Annotated in this window: 15 protein-coding genes; 7 read left to right on the plus strand and 8 right to left on the minus strand. The window is 33.5% G+C overall.

Annotated elements, in window-relative coordinates; translation table 11 throughout:
- Window positions 1–123: 123 nt before the first annotated feature.
- Window positions 124–2,895: a DNA polymerase I gene (gene polA / locus ACT3CE_RS12850; RefSeq protein WP_444710171.1), complete on the plus strand. Its 2,772-nt coding sequence runs from the start codon at window positions 124–126 to the stop codon at window positions 2,893–2,895.
- A gap of 441 nt (window positions 2,896–3,336) precedes the next feature.
- Here polA and ACT3CE_RS12855 read toward each other — a convergent pair whose 3' ends face one another.
- A complete protein-coding gene (locus ACT3CE_RS12855) occupies window positions 3,337–3,717 on the minus strand; it encodes a MotA/TolQ/ExbB proton channel family protein (RefSeq protein ID WP_444710172.1) in 381 nt (126 codons plus the stop codon).
- Between the two features lie 234 nt (window positions 3,718–3,951).
- On the opposite strand from ACT3CE_RS12855, the gene ACT3CE_RS12860 reads away from it, so the two are divergent.
- Window positions 3,952–4,716 (plus strand): LytR/AlgR family response regulator transcription factor, encoded by a 765-nt coding sequence (locus ACT3CE_RS12860; RefSeq protein ID WP_444710173.1) that lies wholly within the window; start codon window positions 3,952–3,954, stop codon window positions 4,714–4,716.
- Window positions 4,717–4,887: 171 nt separating this feature from the next.
- On the opposite strand, the gene ACT3CE_RS12865 is transcribed toward ACT3CE_RS12860, so the two are convergent.
- From ACT3CE_RS12865 to ACT3CE_RS12890, 6 genes are all read right to left on the minus strand, one after another.
- A complete protein-coding gene (locus ACT3CE_RS12865; RefSeq protein ID WP_444710174.1) occupies window positions 4,888–6,573 on the minus strand; it encodes a S41 family peptidase in 1,686 nt (561 codons plus the stop codon).
- A 282-nt stretch (window positions 6,574–6,855) separates the two neighbouring features.
- The gene (yidD, locus tag ACT3CE_RS12870) at window positions 6,856–7,053 is read right to left on the minus strand and encodes a membrane protein insertion efficiency factor YidD (protein ID WP_243421796.1); all 198 of its coding nucleotides are present in this window, start codon (window positions 7,051–7,053) and stop codon (window positions 6,856–6,858) included.
- Window positions 7,037–7,483 carry a ribonuclease P protein component gene (locus ACT3CE_RS12875; protein ID WP_444710175.1) on the minus strand — a complete coding sequence of 149 codons (447 nt, stop codon included), beginning with the start codon at window positions 7,481–7,483 and terminating at the stop codon, window positions 7,037–7,039. Before ACT3CE_RS12875 ends, yidD begins: the two co-directional genes overlap by 17 nt.
- A 103-nt stretch (window positions 7,484–7,586) precedes the next feature.
- A complete protein-coding gene (locus tag ACT3CE_RS12880; RefSeq protein WP_444710176.1) occupies window positions 7,587–8,345 on the minus strand; it encodes a uroporphyrinogen-III synthase in 759 nt (252 codons plus the stop codon).
- Between the two features lie 37 nt (window positions 8,346–8,382).
- Window positions 8,383–9,378 (minus strand): DUF4271 domain-containing protein, encoded by a 996-nt coding sequence (locus ACT3CE_RS12885; protein ID WP_444710177.1) that lies wholly within the window; start codon window positions 9,376–9,378, stop codon window positions 8,383–8,385.
- A 106-nt stretch (window positions 9,379–9,484) separates the two neighbouring features.
- The gene (locus ACT3CE_RS12890; RefSeq protein ID WP_444710178.1) at window positions 9,485–10,288 is read right to left on the minus strand and encodes a 5'-nucleotidase, lipoprotein e(P4) family; all 804 of its coding nucleotides are present in this window, start codon (window positions 10,286–10,288) and stop codon (window positions 9,485–9,487) included.
- 152 nt (window positions 10,289–10,440) lie between these two features.
- Here ACT3CE_RS12890 and ACT3CE_RS12895 point away from each other — a divergent pair, with 152 nt between their 5' ends.
- The 5 genes from ACT3CE_RS12895 (at window position 10,441) to pepE (ending at window position 16,017) form a co-directional block, all read left to right on the plus strand.
- Complete coding sequence (locus ACT3CE_RS12895) at window positions 10,441–10,926, plus strand: RNA polymerase sigma factor (RefSeq protein ID WP_444710179.1); 486 nt, start codon at window positions 10,441–10,443, stop codon at window positions 10,924–10,926.
- 10 nt (window positions 10,927–10,936) lie between these two features.
- Entirely contained in the window at window positions 10,937–11,989 is a 1,053-nt protein-coding gene (locus tag ACT3CE_RS12900) for a hypothetical protein (protein WP_444710180.1), read from the plus strand.
- A 65-nt stretch (window positions 11,990–12,054) separates the two neighbouring features.
- Window positions 12,055–13,131: an outer membrane beta-barrel protein gene (locus tag ACT3CE_RS12905; RefSeq protein WP_444710181.1), complete on the plus strand. Its 1,077-nt coding sequence runs from the start codon at window positions 12,055–12,057 to the stop codon at window positions 13,129–13,131.
- Window positions 13,132–13,253: 122 nt separating this feature from the next.
- A complete protein-coding gene (locus tag ACT3CE_RS12910; RefSeq protein ID WP_444710182.1) occupies window positions 13,254–15,248 on the plus strand; it encodes a tetratricopeptide repeat-containing sensor histidine kinase in 1,995 nt (664 codons plus the stop codon).
- 58 nt (window positions 15,249–15,306) lie between these two features.
- A complete protein-coding gene (pepE, locus tag ACT3CE_RS12915; RefSeq protein WP_444710183.1) occupies window positions 15,307–16,017 on the plus strand; it encodes a dipeptidase PepE in 711 nt (236 codons plus the stop codon).
- A 55-nt stretch (window positions 16,018–16,072) separates the two neighbouring features.
- On the opposite strand, the gene ACT3CE_RS12920 is transcribed toward pepE, so the two are convergent.
- Window positions 16,073–16,840 carry an exodeoxyribonuclease III gene (locus tag ACT3CE_RS12920; protein WP_444710184.1) on the minus strand — a complete coding sequence of 256 codons (768 nt, stop codon included), beginning with the start codon at window positions 16,838–16,840 and terminating at the stop codon, window positions 16,073–16,075.
- Between the last annotated feature and the right edge of the window lie 128 nt (window positions 16,841–16,968).

Consider the following 16,968-nt stretch of genomic DNA (forward strand, 5'->3'; position numbering starts at 1 on the left):
GGTAATGTTCGGGTTTTTTTATGCTTTTAAATTTTGTCAATTCTGTAATAATTATAGATTGATAATTGCTCTTGCGTGATTATCTTGTACTTTTGTTTGAATACATTAAATATTAAAAATATTATGCACTCATCAGCTAACAATTCTGGTAAAAAGCTATTCTTATTAGATGCTTTTGCCTTGATATACAGATCATACTATGCATTTATTAAAAATCCAAGGTTTACCTCAACAGGAATTAATTCTTCCGCCATGCTTGGATTTACAAACACACTTTTAGAAGTACTCGAGAAGGAGAAACCATCTCATATCGCTGTTGTTTTCGATCCCATAGGACCAACTTTCCGACATGATATGTTTAAGGAATACAAAGCACAACGTCCGCCAATGCCCGACGATTTGCGTAAGTCTATTCCTTATATCAAATCTATTATTCAGGGATTTAATATTCCGGAATTAGATGTGGAAGGATACGAAGCTGATGATGTAATTGGAACGCTTGCAAAAAAAGCCGAAAAACAAGGTTTTACTGTTTACATGATGACACCTGATAAGGATTATGCTCAATTGGTGAGTGATAATATTTTCATGTACAAACCCAAACGTTCCGGAAAAGAAGTGGAAGTGTGGGGATTACCCGAAGTGCAGGAAAATTTTGGTGTAGAAACAGCCGATCAGATTGTAGATTATCTGGGATTAATGGGTGATGCGGCCGATAATATACCTGGCTGTCCGGGAATTGGTCCGAAAACTGCACAAAAATTAATTGCTTTGTATAAATCGATCGATGGACTCTATGAGAACACCGATCAGTTAAAAGGTAAGCAAAAAGAGAAAGTTATCGAATCGGAAGAACAAGTTCGTTTTTCGAAAGTATTGGCAAAAATTGCATTGGATGCACCAATAGATTTCGATGAAGAGAATTTTAAATTGATAGATTTTGATGAAGATAAATTAAAGGCCATTTTTAAAGAGCTAGAGTTTTTTACTCTTGCCGAGAGAGTTTTTAAAAATCAAACCAAACTTTTTACCGACGAGAGTACAGAATTTACCGACAAGGATGCAGGCAATGAAGAACAAGTAATTCTGAGAGACATTAGCACCTTAGGTTGTGACTTTTTTGTGCTTGATAATGAGCAGGTAAGGGCCGATTTAAAAGCAGAACTTTGTACTCAAAAAGAATTTGCATTTAGAACAGTTTTATCTGATTCTGATCCAAATACATCAAAATTGCTGGGTTTGGCATTTTCTTTTAAAAGTGACAAGTCTTTTTTTGTTCCTTTCCCGGAAAATTCCGACCAAGCAAAAAAAGTAGCTCAGGAATTCAAATTTATTTTCGAAGACGAAAAAATTTTGAAAATTGGTCATAATTGTAAAAAAGACATTTTAGCATTGCGATGGTTGGGCGTAGAAGTAAATGGAAATATTTTTGATACCATGCTTGCTCACTACTTAATTCAACCCGAATTAAAGCATGAATTTCCTTTTATTGCCAATTCGGTGATTAATTACAATACTATAAAGGAAGAAAAAGTAAAAGGCAAAAAAGCGCAGTTAAGTTTAATGCTCGAACAAGAGCCAATTAATCACGATCCTTTTTGCGAAGAAGTGGTTCTTGGTCTGGAATTAAAAGATGAACTTGAAAAACAGATGAAAGAGAACCATCTGATTGATTTATTCTATAATGTCGAGATTCCATTAATGAGTATTTTGGCAGATATGGAATTTACAGGTGTTAGCATTGATGTTCCTGCGTTAAAAGAATATGCAACGCTTCTGAATCAAGAAGTAGATGGCATTGAAAAAGAGATAAAGGAGATGGCCGGAGTTGATTTTAATGTAGCTTCGCCAAAACAATTAGGAGAGGTACTCTTCGAGAAAATGGAGCTTGATAGCAAAGCCAAAAAGACCAAGTCCGGGCAGTTTTCGACTTCAGAAGCTGTGCTTGCAAAATTAAAAGGCAAACACGAAATTATTCAGAAAATATTGGATTTTAGATCGCTGAAAAAGCTCATATCAACTTATGTGGAAGCTTTGCCAACTTATATTAATCCAGCATCAGGAAAAATCCATACCTCTTTTAATCAGGCCGAAGCCGCTACCGGACGATTAAGCTCAACCAATCCAAACCTGCAGAATATTCCAATTAGAACCAAGCAGGGAAGATATATTCGTAAAGCATTTATTCCTTCATCCGCAGAGCATACTTTTCTCTCTGCCGATTACTCGCAGGTTGAATTAAGGCTAATGGCTCACATGAGTGAAGATCAAAACATGATTGATGCATTTAATCACGAAGCAGATTTCCATACGGCAACAGCAGCTAAAATTTACAAATTGCCAATCGTGGAGGTAAGCAAGGACATGCGTAGTCGCGCCAAAACTGCGAACTTTGGAATTATTTATGGTATTTCGGCCTGGGGATTAGCCGAACGATTGGATATTTCGCGTAAAGAGGGAAAAGAGCTGATTACAGGCTATTTTGAGTCCTATCCAAGAGTGAAGGAGTTCATGGACGAAAGTGTAGAGAAAGCGCGTAAGGATGAGTTTGTGGAAACCTTAATGAAACGTCGTCGTTATTTGAAAGATATTAATTCAAGCAATGCCATTGTACGTGGTGTAGCCGAGCGAAATGCAATTAATGCACCTATACAAGGTTCGGCTGCCGATGTTATTAAAATTGCCATGATAAATATCTACAAACGCATGAAGTCGGAAGGTATGAAATCAAAAATGTTGATCCAGGTGCACGATGAATTGAACTTCGATTGTTTAAAATCTGAATTAGATCAGATGAAAGTAATTCTTCGCGAAGAAATGGAAAATGCAGTTCAGCTTTCTGTACCACTTACCGTGGATATGGGAGTAGGAGAGAACTGGTTGGAAGCGCATTAAAGGCTAGTTAAAAATATTTGAAGTGCCGAACTCAAGTTAATTCTTTAGTTCGGCATTTTTATGTAGAAAGTAATCGTTAAAAATTGTTGGATGTTGTAGTTAGTACCGTTTCAGAACAAAATTGATTGCACAATTATTGTTATGAATTGTTAAATGTAAAGGACCATTTGAAATTTCAGGACAGATAATAAAAGTTGGATCAACATATTACAATTTAAATAAATTGACTAAATATAAAGTCGTTGAAGAAGATGGTTATAATCACTTATATCTTTCATTTTCAAGGGTGTGTGATTAGTAATATAGGTCTATAAAGTTTAAATATAAACCTCATTCTTCAACAGAAGAATGAGGTTTTTCTATACATGATGGTACTTTGTTCATTTAAATTAAAATATCTACATCATAGTATAGAAGCAGCGTACTGTAATAAGAAGTAAACTATTCCATATTTTTCTCAATTATAACGCTACTAATAAAATACAATAGAAGAGAAATGAGGAAAATAATGATTCCATAAAGTGTTGGTATCATCGAAACTTTTATACCACCATATATCAAATTTGGTGATATACTTCCAGCTTGTTCAATTACCGAAAATGCCTGATAGAGCCCAATTAATTGTCCGAGTATCCCAAATATCATGGCAAATAAACCAATAGATTTTCCATAGCTTATCTTTCGAAGTACTTTTTCAAAATTTGTATTATTCGAAAACAAAACACCAATAAAATGATACGCTATCCACGAAACCATAACAATTAAAAGTAGGCTAAGGATTCCCATAAATAGTGGGCCACCCATAAAAAAGAAGTCTTTCATATTTTTACTTTTTAAAGATTAAACTGATACCTTCAAAGTAATGCGATCAAGGCTTTTTGGGCAAGGTCGAATACAGTTCTAAGCATGTCGTTTACCGATTTTGTTTAGGTATATTTAATTTCTAGGCTAAATTAGCCGAAAATTAATGAAAGTAGATTGCAATTTTGTAATTGAAATTACAGAAACGTATTTGGAAGTTGTAGTAATTGAATTTTAAAATTTAAGTGTAGAAAAATGAATAGAAAATCGTCAAATCCATATTATCATATTTTTTACTGGATTTTTGTGCTTCTAATTTTAACGGTAGTTTTTGGCCTTTCGTGGGGAAATAATATGGCAGCATTTTATTTTATAAGCATGCTTTTGCCAATTGTTCTGGGTACTTCCTACTTCTTCAATTATTTTTTGGTTCCTCGATATTATATGCAAAAGAAATATATACAATTCGCCTTTTATTCCTTCTATACGGCAATTGTGTCCATGTACCTCGAGATGATTGTGTTGATGTTTTCTTATATCTATCTGGGGAATTTTAATTTTAAAAACCTGGGCCCCAATGCTTCCAATATATTTTTGTTGGCAGCTTTACTGTATTTACTGGTTTTTATAGGTTCTTTCCTGTTAATGAGTCAACAGATAAGGGAAAATCAGCAAATGATTCAGAATCTTTTGATTGAAAAAGAAAAGAGGAAACAAGCTTTTCTTGAAATTATATCGAATCGTAAAACCATTAAAATTTTATATTCTGATATCCTTTATATTGAGAGTTTATCGGATTTTATAAAAATACACACCCTCAGAGGGCAAATAAGTAGTAAAGAGAAAATTAGCAGGTTAGAAGAGGTATTACCCGATAATTTTATAAGAATTCACCGTTCTTTTATCATTAATAAAGACAAGCTAAACAGTTTTTCTTCCGATCATGTTTTTGTTAACGAGACACAGCTAAATATTGGAAGAACTTACAGAAAACGAGTAAAAGAGTCCTTGAAAAGATAAATGTAAAAAGCAGTTTTTTATATGGGCGAATAGAACAAAACTTTCTGATTGTCAAACAAAAAAAAAGCTCATTCCCTCCAGCGAAAGAATGAGCTTTTTTATATCAATTTAATTGCAAGTTTTGGTAGTTGACTTTATATTTTAGTCTTTCTACTTTTAACTTGAACTTTATTACTTGTTAATGGCATGTAAACCTGTGCTACCATCTAAAATACTTTTATATTCATTAGGATCCTGCAATACTTCAATGGCTTTGTTTAGTGTTTTATCTTCGCGCAAGCTGTACTCAATACCACCTTTTTGGTAATGATATCTCTTTACAATTTCGTGTGCTAATAAATCAGAAATTTCATCTTTAAATCTTTTTAAATCACGATCTAAATTAGGAGCCAATTTGGCTTCTAAAGCTGCAAATTCTTCGTTAGAAACCTCAAAGTATTTTTCTTCTTTTGCCGATTTTTTAAGAGCATCAAGAATTTCGGTACTTTCCGATTTGTAATCGAATTTTTGCTCTTTAATGTATTTGGTAAATTCGGCAAATTCTTCATCGCTTAGCTTAAACTCTTTGGCCGAAGCAATATTCTCTTTTTTGTTTGCATACAATGTTGCGTAATTAAAAATCATAAAGTTGCGAATCAGATTAACAGACAGGCTACTGTATAATTCCGAATCCATTTTGATGTCAGGAAGAATTCCACCACCATCGTAAACCGAACGGCCATTTTTGGTATGATATTCTGTCATTAGTGAATCGGCAATTTTACCAACGCTGCCATCTTCGTTTCTGTGGCTGTAATCCAAAGCCTGAATACATCTTCCGCTAGGAATGTAATATTTGGCTGTGGTTACCTTTAATTTGGCATTATAGGTTAGGTTTCGTGTTGTTTGTACCAATCCCTTACCAAAGGTTCTTTTACCAATTACAACGCCTCTGTCGAGATCCTGAATAGCACCCGAAACAATTTCCGAAGCAGAAGCCGATCCCTGATTTACCAATACGGCAATTGGAATTTCAGCATCCATAGGAGTTTTGGTTGCTTTATAGCTTTTGTCCCATTTCGAAACTTTTCCTTTAGTACTTACAATATCTTCACCTTTGTTTACAAAAAGGTTTACAATATCAATGGCCTGATCGAGTAATCCTCCTGGATTTCCTCTTAAATCCAAGACTAATGACTTTGCGTTTTGTGCTTTTAGTTCTTTTAACGCAGCTTTAATTTCTCCGGAAGCTTTATCGGTAAATTGGTTTAAGTGAATATATCCAATTGAGTCGGCAACCATTCCGTAGTAAGGCACCGATTTTAGTTGGATTTTTTCACGTACCAGTTTTTTGTCCATAGTTTTGTTAATTCCCGGGCGCTTAATTTTAATGGTAAGCGGAACATTAGGTTGTCCTTTTAACAGATTACTTACATCTTCGGTACTTTTGGTAGTAACCTTTGTTCCATTAATTTCGAGCATTATATCACCAGCTTTTAAGCCAGCTTTAAAAGCCGGAAATCCTTCGTAAGGTTCTGCAATAATAACATTATCTTTTTGTTTGCTGATTAATGCGCCAATACCAGCATATTCGCCGGTTGTCATCAATTTAAAATCTTCAATTTCCGATTCAGAAATATAGGTTGTGTATGGGTCGAGAGTTTTAAGCATGGCATCCATACTCTTTTTTACCAAATCACCCGGATCAATTTCATCCACATAAAAGAGGTTTAATTCTCTAAATAGTGTGTAATAAATATTTAGGTTTTTACTGATTTCAAAATTTCTCTCATCTCTGCTAAATCCCCAGAATGCGGCACTACAAAAAAGTAGTAAAGCAAGCATCCACACGGCTCCTCTTTTTCCTTGAAGCTTCATATATTTTCTTTTAAATTGATATTTTTAATTTTCTTGTGCTAAGTTTTATCAGCACGAATTTACTAATTCGAAGTAAACAAAATCCCTGATAAGCGAAACAAATATAATTAATCCACCTGTAATTTTGCGTGCTTTAACATTTCTTAACCCTATATCATTGGTTTGCAATTGTTATACCAAAAATTATTACGAAATCTATTAATAATAGTTCCGAATAGATTGGTTTTTGGATATTTTCTTTCTTTTTGGGATTTGACTTTTGAAGTTTTAATTTTTCGGTATTTAAGGAACCGGATCATGACCATGACCTCCCCAGGGATTGCACGATAGAATTCTTTTTATAGCAAGATACGATCCTTTAAAAGGACCATGTTTTTTTAAGGCCTGTATTGCATAAGAAGAGCAGGTTGGTGTGTACCTGCATGCCGATGGGGTAAGGGGAGAAATAAAATACTGATAGAATTTAATCGGCAGTATCATGATGAATAGAATCATCTTTTTTAGACCGTTTAGAATGTTTGTCATATTCTTTGGGTATTCGTTGTAAAGCTTGTTGCAATTTAGCTTCCATCTTGTTGCTTTCCAAAATATTTTTGGGGAGATAAAGAATCATAAAAGCAATTTGAGTATTTCTTAGCTCTAGTTCTTTGTACAAATTGTGTTTGTTCAATCGGTAAATTTCTCGAATTCGGCGTTTCAATAAATTTCGTGTAACTGCATGTTTAAAGCTGCGTTTCGAAACTGTAATTGCTACCTGAGCAGGATAATCGCTATGCAATGTAAACTCTTTCCATACAATTCTAAATGGATAGCAGGTAAAGCCATTTCCTTCAGAGAATAATCTGCTAATAAGAATTTTATGGGTTAACCTTTCCGCTTTTTCAAAAGTGAAACGAATTTCGCGAGTCATATTTATACCATTTATGTATCAAATTGAATAGTTGCAGCTACTACAAAAATCAACAAAAAAAGGGGAAATATTTTCCCCCTTTCAAGTTTATATTTTTAAAAGACTATTTGTCTTTATGTTCTTTGTTATATTTTTTAATGAACTGATCCAAAGCCATTGTCATTGATGGAGCTTGTGGCATTGGCGCCTGAATATCAAGTCGTAGCTTAGCATCGCTTACTGCTTTTGATGTTGCAGGACCAAATGCTGCCATAATGGTATTGTTCTGTTCAAAATCAGGAAAATTTTGCAATAAAGAAGCAATTCCCGAAGGACTATAAAATGCTAAAATATCATAGTTAACATCAGCTAAATCCGACAAGTCACTGCTTACTGTTCTGTATAAGATAGCTTTGGTATACTTAATCTTGTTCTTATCGAGAAGAGCAGGAATTGATTGTTTATGAATATCAGAAAGTGGAATCAGAAATTTTTCCGATTTGTGTTTAACAATGATATCCATTAATTCTTCAAATCGTCTTTCTCCAAAGAAAATTTTTCTTTTTCGATACACAATGTATTTCTGTAAATAAAATGCTGTTGATTCAGAAATACAGAAATATTTCATGTCATCAGGAACTGTAATTCTAAGATCTTCACATACTCTAAAAAAGTGATCAATAGCAGTTCTGCTTGTAAAAATTACAGCAGTATGATCCAATATGTTGATCCGCTCCTGTCTAAAGTCTTTGGACGAAACTCCTTCTACTTGAATAAAAGGACGAAAATCAATTTTTAAATTGTATTTTTCGGCCAAATCAAAATAAGGTGACTTTTCGGTTTGTGGTTTAGGCTGTGAAACCAGTATAGTCTTGATTCTCAAAATACTAAGGTTTAGTTCAACAATTTGTTACACCGCCTCAAGCTATCGATATTAATAGTTTGTAAATCACTAGCAAGGGCAAAATTTCCAAGGCACAAAGGTACAAAATCATATAAAATATTGAAACATGTTTGCGAAATAATATTTTAATACCTCTAAATAGTCTGAAAATATAAAAAATAAGGGCGATAACTAAGCCGATATTTAGTAGTAGAGCCGAGGAAAATTCGGCAATAAAAGGAACGCTTAATGTAATTAGCAATAGTATTATTCCTAAATTTTTGTTGTAGATAAATACAGTATGAAGATACTCTTTGGCTTCATTTGTTCCGTTAAAAATGTAGCCCATACTTCGAATTGTGATTATTTTACCCAAATAAAGTCCCATAATCCCCAGCAAAGTGTACAAATAAGTTGAAAATGGTATTTCGGTATTTTCGGGTGAGAAAAAACAGTTAGAATACTGGACAAGAAATAAGCTAATATTGATAATAAATAAGGTGTTAAGAAAAATGCTTCCCCTAATGTTTCTCATGTTTTTTTCGAGAAACAGATTGTTTGAACTCTGGTAATTTAAAACAGAATCGATTACCCGAAATAAATATTTACCAAAGGAGAATCGTGTGATTGCCATTAATACCAGAAGAAATAAGCTAATACCAATCATCCACTCGTTTTGTGCTTTCTGAATTAAGTTGCCATGTTCGCCCAAAGGTTTTATCTGTTCGCTGCTGGCTGATATTGATTCGCTGCTATCGACAATTGTGGAATAGACAGGTGAAATTAGATTTTTAGTGAATGCAGAAATAGAATCCTGATTATTTTTATTGCTTGTAATATCCTCGATGAGAATAGGCCTTACTTGTTGTGCTTCACTTTTTAAATCAACTTTTGCAGTATCCCTAAAATTTTCGTTTTGATCAATAACAATTTTACCTGTATTTAATAGTTTAGAACTTAAATCTATTTTTACAGGCGATATTTCAAGAGTACTTGAATCGGCAAATGAATAAGTTGTGTGGTAAACGGCCATAACTATATTGGGTACTGTTACAATAGTTTTGCAAAGATAATTTTATTTTTCGAGCCTATGGGAAAGAAAAAAAGAAAGCTCGTAAAAAATTACGAGCTCATAAAGATTATAGTTGTTCGTATCCTATTAGTTTTTGCTTACGCAAAGCTTCTTTTTCTTGGGTAGATAATTTTTTATCGCTTTTTAGAATTGGTTTTTCCCAGGAGCCATACATGGGATTAGGGAGAATAATAAATTTTTCTCCAAATTTATTTTTCATCGAATCTACTTTCGAAAATCCATAGTTTTCTGTTCTATCTTCCAGAAATTCATCGAAATCGCCCACATTATCGCCAGCAAAAATCAATATGTTATGTGTTTTACTGACAGTATTTCTGCGTTCAGTTTTAGTACTGGTATTAGTTTTAAGTAGTAGGTGTTCTTTATCGGCAAAAGGAAAGCCCAGCATTTTTAAATTTTCTAAAGTTTTAGCTGTAGCAGATGTGTCGCGATTAGAAATATAGAAAGTTTCAACTCCTTTCGAAGCGGCATATTTTAAAAATTCAAGAGAACCTGGCGTGGCTTGTGCTTTAGCTTTATCGGTCCATTCTTTCCAGGCTGCCGGAGTAAAAGTTTTTTCAGTTCTAATGCAGTTGGTTTCGAAAGGACTATTGTCCAGTACTGTTTCATCAATATCAACAACAACAGCTTTTGCTTTATCGCTGCAGTTTGCCAATTGTTTATCTAACGATAATTTGGCCATATTAAACGCCTGATAATATAGCGCTCTGCATTCCGAAGCTCTTTGAAACCAAAGAGTCGACATTACTAAATGTTCATTTGGATTTTGAGTGTTAACTTGTGAACTTTGGCTATTCTGACAGGAAAATAAGCCAATGGAAATTAATAATGTAAAAAATATTTTTCTCATTTCGGATAGTGTTATAAATTTAATATTTCTATTTGAAATACTTATGAATAATAATTCAGAGTGGAGATAAAATGGAAATTAATTCGAAGATAATAAAAAATGCTTGTAACATTTCGTATTAGCAAATCGTCTTAGAATCGAAATTGACCTAGATGAATTCAGAACAGTATAACGAAAGTGTAGACTTATATGCCGATGGCATGTTTCGCTTTATCCTCAAAAATATTAAAGATGAGGATAAAGCGAGAGATATTATACAAGATAGTTTTGAAAAATTATGGCGAAATATCGAAAATGTAAATCATCAGAAAGTGAAATCGTATTTGTTTACTACAGCTTATCATACCATGATCGATTTGATAAGAAGAGAAAAACGAAAGGAAGATTTTGAGAATGTTGATGTTAAAATGTATTCACACTCTGATCAATACAGCGATGTAAAAGAAATTTTAGATGCTGCTCTTGAGAAATTATCAGACATTCAGCGTTCGGTGATATTACTAAGAGATTATGAGGGATATTCTTATGCCGAAATAGCCAGTATAACAGATTTAACTGAATCGCAGGTGAAGGTATATATTTATCGGGCAAGAAAACATTTGAAACAATACATTGGTAGCATAGAAACATTGGTATAGTAAAGCAAGGATGAGAGATATTAATCTAAATACTTATGAAGAGTTCTTCCTCGATTTTATGGAAGGAAATCTGAGTACCTCAGAATTAACTGCTTTGGAGAAATTTCTTGAATTACATGCCGAATTAAAAGAAGAATTTGAAGAGATAAGTTGTCTTCAACTGGAGTCGGAAACTGTATCTATTAGTAAAACTTCAATTAAGGAAATTCCTTTTCGAAATGATTTTGATCATTTCTGTATTGCTAAATTAGAAGGCGATTTAGGGTCTAAAGAAGAAGAAAGTTTCGATAAGTTTCTTAGCAGTAGGGAAATAAGTTTAGCACAGTTTAAACAGTATGAAAAAACAAAACTTAAAGCCGATTTAATTCTCATATATTCTGAAAAAGAAAAGTTAAAAAAACGCAGAATTTTACCATATTGGTTGTTTACTACAGCACGAATTGCTGCCTCAATTTTATTGTTGATTTCAATTTTCACCATATCTGATAATAATGACTTTTCAGGTAAAGAGAACCCATTAGTAAGAAGCTCGAAAAAGAACATTGAGGTAGTGGATGAAATTAAATTGAACGAACATACAGAAATAAAAGTGGCTGCCAATATCGAGCCGAAAAATACTCTTGTTAAAAAAGTTAGTGTAAATCCTGTTGTAAAGGATCAAATAGTTAAGCATGTTACTAAGCTTGAGTATTCGAAAAATAATATTGCTGATGAGGAACAGTTTGTAAAAGTAAGTCTTCCAGAATTTTCTGCTCAGTCGAAACTCAAATTAATTGCCAATGTAACTCCAGTGGCAGATTTGAATATCAAAATTCAGCAAGCAGAAAAAGTAAGTACAGAGACCTCAAACAGTGGATTATCAAATTTGGGAATGACCTGGACATCGAGTGTGCCAAAAAAGAAAAATTCTTTATTGTATGCTCTTGCTAAAAAGGGGGTAGATAAACTTGGAGTAATTGCAGGTAAAAATATACAACTGGAAAAAAAATACGATTCAAAGACTGAAAAAACGCGTTTAAATTTTAATTCTCCAGGTTTAGGATTCTCAAAAACAGTAAAATAATTTATAGGCTGTAACTATTTTGCAGGTACTTCGTCTTACCACCACAACACAGAAAAATTGATACTATGAAAAGACTATTTATAATTAGTTTAGCTATTTCCCTTTGTTTTGGAGCTTTTGCTCAAAATACGACTGACACTTTAAAAAACGATACTATTAAAAAGAAAATTATCGTAAAGGATAGTTGGTCTAATAAAAAAGAGAAGAAACATGTAGAGGAAAAAGAATCAGAAAAGCAGAATGTATTTATTCGTAAAGTTGACCAGGATACGGTAAAGGTTGAATTTATGAATAAAGATTTAATAAAGGCCGTTGAAGATGGAAACGGAGCTAAAGTAAAGGTCGGTAAAATAGGGAAATTTGCGTATAAAGAAGATAGAGATACCACCAAAATTAGGTTGGGAGGAAAGCAAATTAATATTATTGATGGCTGGAATGGAACAAGAATAAAAGTTCAAAAAGTGCATCCTTGGGATCCTAATCAGGATGAGTTTTTTGTAGAAAAGGAACCCGATTTTAGAGGACATTGGGCAGGTTTCGAAATGGGAATAAATGCATTCGATAAGGAAGATTATACTGGATACCCAAACGACTTTATGGAACTTGATGTGATAAAATCCATTGCAGTAAATTTAAATTTTCTACAGTACGATATTAGTTTACAAAAAAATAGAAATACAATTGGTTTGGTAACAGGTCTTGGCCTGGAATGGAATAATTACCGATTCGATAATGACATAACACTGGCAAAAGAGGCCGGACAAATTCTACCTGTAGATTTACAGGCTGCATATCCCGATTGGGATATCAAAAAAACCAAGCTTACATCGCTTTATCTTACTGTTCCTTTATTACTGGAATTTCAAATTCCTGTAAAATATAATCAACGAAGAGTGCATTTATCGGCAGGTCTTGTTGGAGGATTAAGACTTGGAACACATACTAAAATTAAACATAGTGGTAATAAAGACAAAGATCACGACGATTTTAATCTGAAAGCTTTTCGTTATTCAGCACAAGCTCGTATAGGCTATCGTTCCTTAAATCTGTTTGCAACCTACGGGTTAACAGAATTATTTGAAAGTAATAAAGGGCCCGAATTAACACCATTCACAGTTGGCATAACTTTAATTACGTTTTAAAGTACATTAACGAACTTATTGTAAGGCTGCTTGCTGACTATGTGTTACAGGCAGCTTTTTTTATGATTTTTACTACAAAATAGATTTTTGATATATCTAGCATAAAATTGTATATTAGGGGCATGAATAAAAAGCCCCTAATATTATTTATTCTAATTTATTTAAGTCTTGTTTTACCTGTAAAAGCTGAGTTTCAGACTAGCCTCGATAGCCTGAATAAACGATTTGGAATTACATCTGGACAGGAGAAATTAGAGACACTTCTTGAAATGAGTAAGGTCTACTGGAATATCGATCCGGTAGAAAGTATAGAGTTAGCTAAACACGCTTTAGGAACAGCACAATCGCTTGAAAGCGAAAAGGAAATTGCAAAAGCGATGTACTATTTGGGTGTTGCTTATTATGTAGATAACCAGCTTGATAATTCTCTTGATTATTTGCTAAAGGCCCATCGTTTTTCACAAACCCATAATTATAAAAAACAAACAGCAGACATCAGTCGACATTTGGCTACCGTATATTTCGAGGCAGATAAACTAGATAAAGCCTACACTCATACAATACAGGCATTAGAAATTTACAATTCCCAGAATGATGAATTGGGAATAGCACAGAGCAACAATTTATTGGGCTTGTATTACAAACAAATGGGGCAATACAGTAAAGCTGTTGAGTATTATGAAAATAGTTTGGATTTAGGACGTAAAATTTCTAAAAAGTCCTTAATTGGTGCTATTCTTAACGATATGGGAAGTATGTATGCCGAAATTGGGGATACAATAAAAGCAATTCGCATTTATAAAGAGGCTGTATCTTACCATAAATCGAATGGCCCTAATTTTAAAAGTGGTGCTTTTGAATTAAATTTAGCCGATTTATATGTTCAGAATGGGAAACTGAAAAAAGCCAAAATACATCTAAATCAGGGGGGGCTAATTGCAAAGAATTTAAATTCTAACAGGTTATTGAGAGATTATTACAAAGTAGTATCCAATTTTGAAATTAGAAGTGGGAATACAAACAAAGCTGTTCAGGCATTTCAAAAATTACAAGCCTATCAGGATTCTATTTCCAGTTGGCAACTGCGTAACAAGATTGATGAGTTAGATTTGCATCACTCGATGAGTATTTCTAACCAGGAAAATGAATTGTTGCGCAAACAAAATCAAAGTCAGCAACTTAATTTTACCCGTCAATATATAGTAGGATTATTAATTCTTTTGGTGCTTTTAATTGTTATTTTTTTACTCACAATAAGGTATAGAAATAATTTAAAAGACAACGAGTTACTTTATCTTAAAAATAGTTTGGTGCATCAACATCAGGAAGAATTAATGGATGCGGTAAAGCGGATTAAGATAAGCGAAGATAAATTGCGGGTAGCAAATAATACCAAGGATAAAATGTTTTCTTTAATTGCCCACGATTTAAGAGGTGCAATTGGAAATGTGAGTAATGGTCTAAGAATGTATCTTAGCGAAGAGGATTTAAACCTTAGCGAGAGTGATAAGGAAGAGTTTTTACAGGCTTTGTTTAATTCATCGGAAAGTGCGTATGAACTAATGGAAAACCTACTTTTTTGGGCTAAAAATCAAACTTCTACTTTATCGGCAAATAAACAAATGGTCGATGCAAGTTCTATTATTAGTTCTAATGTTGGCTTGTTTAACGACTTGGCTAAAATAAAATCTATAAATCTGTTTAGTTCTGAAAATCCTAATGTTGAGGTTTTTGTAGATTGGAATATGATCAATACAGTTCTTAGAAACTTAATTTCTAATGCGATAAAATTTACCAATAAAAATGGGAACATTGAAGTTAAATCGGAAGTAGGACAGTATTTTGTTAAAATTTCGGTTATTGATGATGGTATTGGAATGATGCCCGAGCAAATTGAAAATATTTACGAAGGAAAAACCACCGATGGAACAGCAGCCGAAAAAGGGACTGGATTAGGTTTAATGCTATGTCGTGATTTTTTAATTAAAAATCAGGGTAAAATGATGGTTGAAAGTGAGCTTGATAAGGGAAGTGTTTTTTCATTTATTATTCCAAAGCGACCTATGAACCACGAAAAATATTTGGAATTAGTAGAAAAAGAAACAGTTATTTCTTGACAAATAGTTAAATTTAGTGCTGATAATACACAATAGCTTAAACTAAATTTAAATACTAATGAGATTATTATTAATCAGCAATTCAACTAATCCTGGTGAAGAGTATCTGGATTATCCCAAAAAAAATATCAAAGAGTTTTTGGGAGAAAAACCGGTAAAAGCACTTTTTATTCCTTACGCCGGAGTAACTGTTTCGTTCGACGATTACGAAGCAAAAGTAAAAGCCCGTTTTAACCAAGTAGGCCACGATGTGACTTCTATCCATCATTTCGAAAATCCTGTTAAAGCAGTAGAGGAGGCCGAAGCTATTGTTGTAGGGGGAGGTAATACATGGAATTTACTGCATTTAATTCACAAGTATAATTTAATCGAACCTATTCGCAATAAAATTATTAACGAGAAGGTACCTTATATTGGCTGGAGCGCTGGATCTAATCTTACATGCCCAACAATACAAACAACTAACGATATGCCTATTATCGATCCATTGGGATTCGATTCTCTAAACTTAATTCCTTTTCAAATCAATCCTCATTATCTGGATAAAAATCCGGCAGGTCATGGAGGCGAAACACGCGAAGACAGAATTAATGAATTTATGGTAGTTAATCCTGATATGTATATTGCAGGTTTGCGCGAAGCAACCATGTTTTTGGTGGAGAATGGCAATATCAGCTTAATTGGAGATAGAAATTGCAGGATATTTAAAAATGGGATTGATGCCTACGAATTAGGGGTTAATGATGATTTTAATTTCCTTTTAAAATAAGATTTAGCAACATAAAAAAAGCGGTTGAAAATAGAATCAGCCGCTTTTTAGTATTTTAAAAATCCATTTCAACTACAACTGGGCAGTGATCTGAATGAACAACATCGGCCAAAATTGAAGCACCTTTAAGTTTACTCTTAAGACTTTCGCTTACCATGTGATAATCAATTCGCCAGCCTAGATTTTTGCCGCGAGAACCTGCCCTGTAACTCCACCAGGAATATTTGTCGGGCGATTGATCAAATACACGAAATGAATCGATAAATCCACTTTTAATAAATTGGCTAACCCATTCACGTTCTTCGGGCAAAAAGCCGGATACATTTTTCTTTTTCTCGGGTCTGCTAATATCAATTGGTTTATGGCAAATGTTAAAATCGCCTCCAATAACCAGATTTGGACGTTCAGTTTTTAGTTTGTTAATGTATTCCTGAAAATAAGCCAGCCATTCCATTTTGTATTCCTGACGCGGTCCGCCCGTTGTTCCCGATGGATGGTAGGTGCTAAAAACCGAAATATCGCCAAAATCGGCTCTTATGGCTCTTCCTTCTATATCATAGATTGGATTATTAATTCCTGTAACAATCGCATCGGGTTTTTCTTTGCTAAGAATACCAACCCCGCTGTATCCTTTTTTCTCTGCAGAAAACCAGTAGCAATTGTAGCCTAACTCTTCGAATAGATGAGATTCGATTTGTTCGGGTTGAGCTTTTGTCTCCTGAATTAAAAGAACATCCGGATTTTCTTGTTTTAACCAGCCAACTAAGTCTTTACTTATGGCAGCCCTTATTCCGTTTACATTATAGCTTATAATTTTTTTCATATTTGTTATTTTGAAAGATTAAAGATAATAATCTGAAGCAAATTGTATCGATATTTATCAAATACTAACTTGCAAAAATCTTTCAGGCTTTATACTGACGATAATTCCTAAGAATCAACTATTTTTGT

It is taken from the genome of Marinifilum sp. RC60d5 (assembly GCF_052400665.1).
In the GTDB taxonomy this organism is placed as follows: domain Bacteria; phylum Bacteroidota; class Bacteroidia; order Bacteroidales; family Marinifilaceae; genus JBQTGK01.